Origin of the sequence: Sphingobacterium suaedae (genome assembly GCF_042684625.1) — a bacterium.
Lineage (GTDB): Bacteria > Bacteroidota > Bacteroidia > Sphingobacteriales > Sphingobacteriaceae > Sphingobacterium > Sphingobacterium suaedae.
Map to the genome: position 1 here is coordinate 95,734 of NZ_JBHULR010000020.1, position 7,726 is coordinate 103,459.

The 7,726-nt window shown below is 47.3% G+C and carries 9 protein-coding genes; 6 read left to right on the plus strand and 3 right to left on the minus strand.

Annotation, left to right across the window (positions count from 1 at the left end; all coding sequences use genetic code 11):
• Positions 1-84: 84 nt before the first annotated feature.
• Complete coding sequence (locus tag ACFSR5_RS18610) at positions 85-684, plus strand: Crp/Fnr family transcriptional regulator (RefSeq protein ID WP_380905979.1); 600 nt, start codon at positions 85-87, stop codon at positions 682-684.
• On the opposite strand, the gene ACFSR5_RS18615 is transcribed toward ACFSR5_RS18610, so the two are convergent.
• The 3 genes from ACFSR5_RS18615 to ACFSR5_RS18625 are packed head-to-tail and all read right to left on the minus strand — an operon-like array spanning position 677 to position 3,728.
• Entirely contained in the window at positions 677-1,327 is a 651-nt protein-coding gene (locus ACFSR5_RS18615) for a response regulator (protein ID WP_380905980.1), read from the minus strand. The genes ACFSR5_RS18610 and ACFSR5_RS18615 overlap by 8 nt on opposite strands.
• Before the next feature lie 43 nt (positions 1,328-1,370).
• The gene (locus ACFSR5_RS18620; RefSeq protein ID WP_380905981.1) at positions 1,371-3,320 is read right to left on the minus strand and encodes a tetratricopeptide repeat protein; all 1,950 of its coding nucleotides are present in this window, start codon (positions 3,318-3,320) and stop codon (positions 1,371-1,373) included.
• 12 nt (positions 3,321-3,332) lie between these two features.
• Entirely contained in the window at positions 3,333-3,728 is a 396-nt protein-coding gene (locus ACFSR5_RS18625) for a hypothetical protein (protein ID WP_380905982.1), read from the minus strand.
• A gap of 356 nt (positions 3,729-4,084) precedes the next feature.
• Here ACFSR5_RS18625 and ACFSR5_RS18630 point away from each other — a divergent pair, with 356 nt between their 5' ends.
• The 5 genes from ACFSR5_RS18630 (at position 4,085) to ACFSR5_RS18650 (ending at position 7,676) form a co-directional block, all read left to right on the plus strand.
• Positions 4,085-4,735 (plus strand): hypothetical protein, encoded by a 651-nt coding sequence (locus ACFSR5_RS18630; RefSeq protein ID WP_380905983.1) that lies wholly within the window; start codon positions 4,085-4,087, stop codon positions 4,733-4,735.
• A gap of 8 nt (positions 4,736-4,743) precedes the next feature.
• Positions 4,744-5,034: a Bor/Iss family lipoprotein gene (locus tag ACFSR5_RS18635; RefSeq protein WP_380905984.1), complete on the plus strand. Its 291-nt coding sequence runs from the start codon at positions 4,744-4,746 to the stop codon at positions 5,032-5,034.
• A complete protein-coding gene (locus tag ACFSR5_RS18640; RefSeq protein ID WP_380905985.1) occupies positions 5,031-5,300 on the plus strand; it encodes a hypothetical protein in 270 nt (89 codons plus the stop codon). The genes ACFSR5_RS18635 and ACFSR5_RS18640 overlap by 4 nt, the downstream gene beginning before the upstream one ends.
• A gap of 10 nt (positions 5,301-5,310) precedes the next feature.
• A complete protein-coding gene (locus tag ACFSR5_RS18645) occupies positions 5,311-6,030 on the plus strand; it encodes a LytR/AlgR family response regulator transcription factor (RefSeq protein ID WP_380905986.1) in 720 nt (239 codons plus the stop codon).
• A 206-nt stretch (positions 6,031-6,236) separates the two neighbouring features.
• Positions 6,237-7,676 carry a S41 family peptidase gene (locus ACFSR5_RS18650; RefSeq protein ID WP_380905987.1) on the plus strand — a complete coding sequence of 480 codons (1,440 nt, stop codon included), beginning with the start codon at positions 6,237-6,239 and terminating at the stop codon, positions 7,674-7,676.
• Positions 7,677-7,726: the final 50 nt, after the last annotated feature.

Consider the following 7,726-nt stretch of genomic DNA (forward strand, 5'->3'; position numbering starts at 1 on the left):
TCGAACTGACATATGTCAGAAAATGCACAACCTGATTTTTTTTGTTATCTTCGTAGGAGAGTCCACGTTAACCGGCAGATCAGCATGCTTTTACGACACTATTTTGAACATGTATGTGCATTTGCAGCGGCCTATGATATTCATTTTACGGCGGATGAATTTGATATGATCCGTACCCATACGCGGCATGCTGTATGGCCAGCGCACACAATCTTGATGGAGCAAGGGAAACAGGTGGAAACACTTTATTTCCTGAATCGAGGGATTGCGCGTTTGTACCGTGAACATAAAGGTATCGACCATACATTAGGCATCGTGTCTTCCAACTACTTTTTGTCGACGCCCTTGTTTTTGCAAAGCGGCGAGCCCTCGACTTGTTCACTCGAATCGCTAAGCGAAATCGACGTATTGATTTGGGACAAGCCTACGGTATTGTTACTTAAAAGGGAGATTCCTAAAATGAATGATATGGACCTGGCGGTAATGGGCGCTTTGCTCAATTGGTTGCAGGAAAACCAAATTAATGCCATCTGTATGACCGCCGAAGAACGTTATGTGCACCTTATGGAAACACAGCCATTGGTGATACAAAACGTCCCGTTAAAATATATTGCTTCTTATTTAGCGATACATCAGGACAGTTTGAGTAGGATACGGAAACAGATCGCCAAAGGTACTAAATAAGGCCGCGAAGATACGCTTCTTTGACAAGTCCTGCCATCGTTTTGATTTGCAGTTTCTGATTGAGGCTATGCCGATGAGATTCGACCGTCCGGATACTTAAATACAACCGGTCAGCAATTTCTTGATTGGAATATTCATTGGCAATCAGGGCAAGCACCTCGAGTTCCCGGTTGGTGAGCTTGACTGGAGCCGTAAGTTTTTTGCCATGAATGGTTTGTTGTAAGATGTGTTGTTCAATTTGTTTATCAATGTAAACCTGTCCATTCTTTACCTGATGAATGGCATTGACTAATTGATCCTTTCCTGTGCCTTTTAGCAAATAGCCTTTTGCACCATTGCGGATCATTTTCCGTACATACACCCTGTCGTCGTGGTTGGTAAGTGCAATGATCGTTACAGAGGGATATAGTTCTCGGATGGTCGCGGTCAAATCGATGCCGCTGCCATCGGGCAGCTCAATGTCCAGCAGCAAAACATCCGGGAGCTGCAGGTGTAGGTGCCGCAGCAGATCGGCGGCGGTCTGTGCGGTGAACAATACCTGGAGATTCGGTTCTACCTGCAGCATTCTCTGCAGTCCGTGAATGATCAAGGAGTGATCGTCCGCGATTCCGACAGTGGTTATAGGGTGGGTGGTTGTTTCCATAAAGGGAATAAATTATATCTAGGATGTTTTAGCGTACGACGACTTAGAATAAGGGTATGGTCTCCAGTACACTTGAAGCCGCGTCCGATGCTTGTTTGTTTTGTGCGTCTCCATGGATTTCGACAAATATCGAGGTGCCCTTACCGGGACAGGATCGGATATCCAACGTGCCTTGGAGGAGACTAATCCTAGCTTGCAAGTTCGCCAATCCGATGCCTTTCTCCCAGCTCTTTTCGACGGCAAATCCTTTACCGTTGTCTTCGACGGTGATTAGTAATCGTCCCTGTTCTTCCGCCAATTGCACGATGCCCTCCGTGGCTTCGGCATGCTTGAGTATATTGGTGACACACTCCTGGATGATCCGATAAATGGCAAGTTGTGTGTTTTTATGCAATTCAGGGAGTGGGCCGATCACGTAGCAGTGCAAACGGAAATTGGGTTTCTGTATCCGTCGGCAAAAGGATTGTATCGCGTAAGCGAAACCTTCGCGAAGGATCATTTCGGGAGCCAGGTTGTGTGATATATTGCGGACTTCGCGCGTGGCGATTTCGATCAGCTGACTGATCTCTCGGAATATACCGGACCGATCGTGATCGGCAATCTGTGTATGAATCTGCATGCGGGCGGCGGATAGAATGCTCGCAACACCATCGTGCAGCTCTTTTGCTGTACGCGCCCGTTCTTTTTCTTCTCCTTTTAGCTGTGCTTCGATCAGCTGCTTTTGAAGCTCAGTGGATTTTGTCCGTCGCTTCTGGAGATGAAAAAGCCGTAACCCTCCCCATCCAAAAATGAGGATAACGACTGTCGAAATATAGATGACTAACCATTTATTCTTCCGATCGAGTTCGGCGGCTTGTTCTAGGATCTTTAAATCGCGCTCGGCGATACTATTACGATGTTGAGCTGTTTCATATTTGACTTCTAGTTCTTGTATCGTTTTTTGTATTTCTTGGTTGCGAAGCGAATCTTTGAGCAGGACGTGCCGCCGGTGCAGCGTCAGGGCCTCTTTGTAGTTGCCGAGCGCTTCCTCGATCGCGGCGCCCGCTAAGAACATATCAATCAGTTGCGGTTTTGCCAGTTCCGTTTCGGCTAATTTGAACGCTTTTTTAAAGTACAGCTTCGCTTCCTGAGGGTTTCCCATTTCTTTGAAAACCTGGGATATCCCCGATAGCGTATACACCTCATTACCGGGCATGGATTTGGGAGTAATGGCCAAGGCTTTCTGAAAGGTTTCGAGGGCAAGTGGATAGTTTCGCTGCATCCGGTAGACATCGGCGAGGTTGTTGAGCGCTTTGATTTCCATTTGCCGGTCGCCAAACGACTGCCCGATCTGGAGATACTGATGGCCGTGACGCACGGCGTCGCTCAGATTGCCAGACATAGCTTCGGCGACCATGACGTTGATAAGGCTATTGCCCATGGATATCGTGTCGCGCAGTTGCTCGGCGATCTCAAAAGACTGCCAGGCATATTGCAGTCCTTTGTCTAAATCGTCTAGGTCCAGAAACAAGGAACTGAGGTTGTTGAGGTATTTCCGTCGATCGGAGAGCTGGTGGCGCGTAGGTCGTTGAATCTCATTGGAGATGTTGAGCGCTTTGATAAGATGTTCGGCTGCAGCGGTTAATCGGCCGCGCGCCTGATGCTGTAATGCAATTGTATTATATGCGGCGGCAGTTTTCGGACGGTTTCGCAATCGCTTACTGATGCTTAGTGCACGTTCGGCATAGGTCATGGCCTCGTCGAAGCGGACCTGTTCATAGAGAAACACACTATAGTTTCCCGCAACAGCCAACTGTCCGTTGTCAAATGATAAGGCATCGGCCAGTTCGCCGGCACGTTTGAAATAGTATTCGGCGGAATCGGGCATCCCTTTTTTCTGCTGGTTTTTAGCTAAATCTATCAGGTGAAATACGTAGGTTGTATCACGCGCGCCTCGCGGCGCGTTGGTGAACGGAAATGCGATCAGCCAAAGGAGAAGATAGTGTGCATACATGGGGAAAGTGGGCTAGGTGTGTCTAAATCGTAAGAGATACCAATCGCCATTATACCTGCGACGGTCTAGGGACAACCATCCGGGAAAATCAATCATTTTTTTCCAAGCATTTACAGGCATAGCGACCGGATACGTGTTTGTTGTTCGTAAAAATATACAAAGGATACCGTCGGCTTTTAATTCGTCGGATAGTGCCGTTACGAGCTCAACCATATGGCTATATCCATGCACAAACGCATGGATATGGTCTTTTTTCGTTTTTCGGCCACGCAGGATCTGTAGCGTAGGTATGGTCGCCGATAGCAGCGACATGTACCCGGTAGGTGGATTGATCAACTTGATTTTATTTCCGGGCGTAAGCCCCAGTTCTCTGGTAGAAGGTGCAAATTTTTGTTTATGTGTTGTCATAGATTTTCATACCTAAATCGTTCAGTTTTGGTTGCTCAGGGTGTATGATCATCTTCGGAACGTGAATATAGGCCTCTTTTTGGGTTGCGGTTGCGGATTTCTACGAAATGCGGGATGTGTCGACGAACGGCTCAGCTGATCGACCAAAAGCAATGGGTCGGGCCGATATCGTCAAATCGGGAATGATATTCCGTAGCAGTACGGAAAACAGAAAAATGGGAGGTACTACAGTTTTTTCCGGTTGTACATCCCCGTAGTTTCGCAAAAGTTTTGGTTGATCGATGGACCGATGACTTACTGGGACATTGTTTTGGAGAGACGACGGATGATCGAAAAAATAACATACGATAAAAAATATGATGAAATCTATGCAGAAAATCGCAGCTATGCTGCTGTGTGTCTTGACGCTTTGTTCGTGCAAAGACGATGGAACGCCAACGTTGGACAGCCCGACGTTTCCATTTATGAAGGTAGGCAATCAATGGAACTATTGGTTGGTCACTGAAGAAGGACAGACCGAGGTCAGCTATAAAATCGCAGATAAAACGAAGGAAAGCTATTTTAAGGTGCTGTTGCAATTTGTGGAAGCGGAGTTTCCTCCGGTGGAACATTTTTGGTATGCGGATCAAACGTCTTTTGCCATGGCGACCGACTGGCCGGATAGTCCATTGAAGTTGCCCATGCTGAAAAAAGGGTGTAAGGTCGGCGATCGCTGGTCATTCGATGTACCAGCTTCTCCGGATCCTGACGACCTGTCCGGAACGTTGACTTACGAGATTATGGCGGTCAATACGTCGGTAGATGCGGCTGGAACAACCTATTCGGATGTCTACAAGATTCGGCACACGGCGACCTCCCACGCGGAGTTTTATGCGGATTACTACATAAGCTTATCCGCAGGGATGATAAAAATGGAGGGGATCGGATATGTTTGGATCGATGGGGATGAGGGAGGCGAGCTGATTTACTTCCCGTTAGAATGGCGCTTAAAGTCGAAAAACTTTTAGAACAGAAGATGAGCCTACGAACGATTTGTTTCGGTCTGTTCTTCCTACTACTGTTGAGCGGCTGCCAGCTATGGCTAGATGCGCAGCAGGGTGTACGGGCATTAGACACCAGCCTGATTTTGCGGAGACACTATACCGTGTATGGGGCGGTGTCGGTGAACGAATCCGATAAACCACGGAGGGGAGACAGATCGCCAAAAACAGCCCAGTTCCGTACCCAAACCTTTACAGATGGTATACTATCGGCAATTACCTTAGGGATGTATGTGCCAGAGGGGGGATGTATTCGCACACCATGAAGCGATATCGATATATGGGTAAGGATTGGCGGTTGGTGCGATGTGTCTTACAGCGGGTCGTATTGACAGTGTGTCTGACATTGGCGTTGATTGCTGCCGGGGAGGTGTGCCATACGTTGTATGTCAATGGAAGTAGGCTGAATGCCTATGGTGGTGGTTTCGTAGCGGGCAACAGTTTGCTGTTTGTGCTGGCATCAAGCGTGTGCTATGCTTTGGCAAATAAGATGCAGAAGGAAGCGCAGCAGGAGGATCACAAACGCTCATGATCATACGTATATGGAAGACATGACCAAAACGGTGGTGATTGCTGACCGGTATATCGAAGCCAGGGAAGCGATCCGCAGGTACGTGCATGGTGTCATGGGATTTCGGGTTATCCGGGAATGTTCGAACCGTTTGGAAACAATTCGGTCCGTTAGTTTATTAACGCCTGACGTGCTCTTTGTCGAAGAAGGTTTGTACCGCATGTACAAAGGCGAGATCCTGAGTAAAGGTGTCTGCCATCCATTGACGGTTATTTTAGCCGATAAGGATGCCTGCATCGAGCGGGTATTTAAGAAGGATGTGTTTGATTATTTACGCAAACCCTATACGCAAGAAGATGTGGAACGTACGTTGCACCGCATTTCCTATGCGGTACAGCGCGAGATCCCGAGTGAAAGGCCAAACACCGCATCTTCAGCAATTTTTGTGGTTGATGGCATCCGCTTCAAAAAGATTGCTATCGGAGATGTTATGCATGTAAAGGCTGCCCGAGACTACAGTATCATCTATACCGATGTTGGAGAATATGTAAGTTCGCATGGCATCGGCTATATCGCGGAACGATTGAACGCCGGTTTCTTTGTCCGCGTACATCGATCTTTTATTGTCAATCTCGCGTACGTAGACGAGTTGCATCGGGAGGGTGGACGTATGATCTTGGTTCTGAAGAATGGTCATGAGGTTACCGTCAGCAGGCGGTATGTGGATACCATGAAACGACTTATTTTATAAGCCGGAAGTCAGGCTACCGAAGCTATAGTGACTTCCGGCTTTTTTTGCGCATCAGACGTTCCCCGTTTTTTTCTATGGATATAGATTTTAAGATAAGATATTCCCTTTTTCGTTATATTTGGCTTTTGCGATCTGCCATGCAGCGACTGTGTTTTAAATAGTGGCGGCATACGGCGGTCGCCGGCTAACTTTATTACGTATTCATTATGAAATTCATGTACAAATTGTGTTACGGATTGTTGGGCGTTGGGCTCTTGTTCAGTGCGTGTAAAAAAGACCATGATCCGACACCGCGCGAGGAAGCCGTACCTACGGCAAACGATTCCATGTATTTTTTGTTTCAGGACCAGTATTTGTGGAACGACGTCATTCCAGATTCGGCAACCTTTAAACCGAGTAGTTACTCGAACTTGCCAGAAATGTTCAGTAAACTCATTTCGATAAAGAAGAAAGTGAACGGGCAGCCTATTGATAAATATAGCTTTTTAGACCAAGGGAGAGTGGCCAGCGCTATTCAGGAAGGTATGGCAAATGATTTTGGCTTTGAAGTAAGCTACAACGCGGTCAACGATTTGCGGGTGATTTATGTGCTGGACTCTTCGCCGGCGCACGTCAAGGGAATCCGGCGGAGCTGGAAGGTTACCTCGATCAATGGGGATACCGATATTGATTATGATGGAAGCCCATTGGGAAATGGAACAAATATCAATAAGATTATACAGGCTATTTACAACAGCGAACGCGTGACACTGGGGTTTACGAAACCGGATGGAGCTTCGGAGACCATCACGCTGGAAGCAGCGACCTATAAGCTGAACCCGTTGCTGTTTACACGAGTGTATACGTTTGATGCTAAAAAGGTAGGGTATTTGGTATTCCATCAATTTATTGGGCTAAAAAATGCGAAAGCCGGACTAGATGCTGCCTTCGATAACTTTATCCGCGAAGGGGTGTCCGATTTGGTGATCGACTTTCGGTATAACGGAGGAGGGTCTGTCGAAACAGCGGAGTATTTAGCGAATTTGATCGCACCGACGTCGGTGGGGGTGGGCAACACAACATTGATGTACAAAGAGTACCTGAATGCGACGTTGATGAATCACCAATCGAGCAGGTATCTGAAAACGAAACTTATTCCGGGAACAAAGTATAGCTGGGCCGAGTATTTCGATAGTTTTGTGGATGACAATGCCTTTTATTTCTCGAAAGCGAAAACACTCAACGTGCCACGAGTCGTATTTATTGGTACTGGATCGACAGCATCGGCCAGCGAGATGGTGATCAGTGTGTTAAAACCGTATATGGATGTGAAACTTGTCGGAAGCACCACGTACGGCAAACCTGTGGGATTTGTTGGGGTAAATGTAGGTGGTTACGATATGTATGCGACGAGTTTGTGGCAAAAAAATGCGGACGGCTATGGTGATTATTTTGATGGCATTAGACCGGATGGGCAGGATGTATATGAAGATTACACGATAACATGGGGTAATAGCAACGAACGGCTGTTGAAGGAGGCTTTTGCAGCGCTAGGGCTTAATTCCGGCCTCCGTTCCGACACGCGCAACGCACCGGCCAAACAGCCCGTGGTTCCTAATCCCTTTCCGGGGTTATCACCGAAGGGGATGTTTGAGACGCGTTTTTGATAGGTATACTTTTGCTATAAACGACGAGCACGGGCATGCCCGTGCTCGTC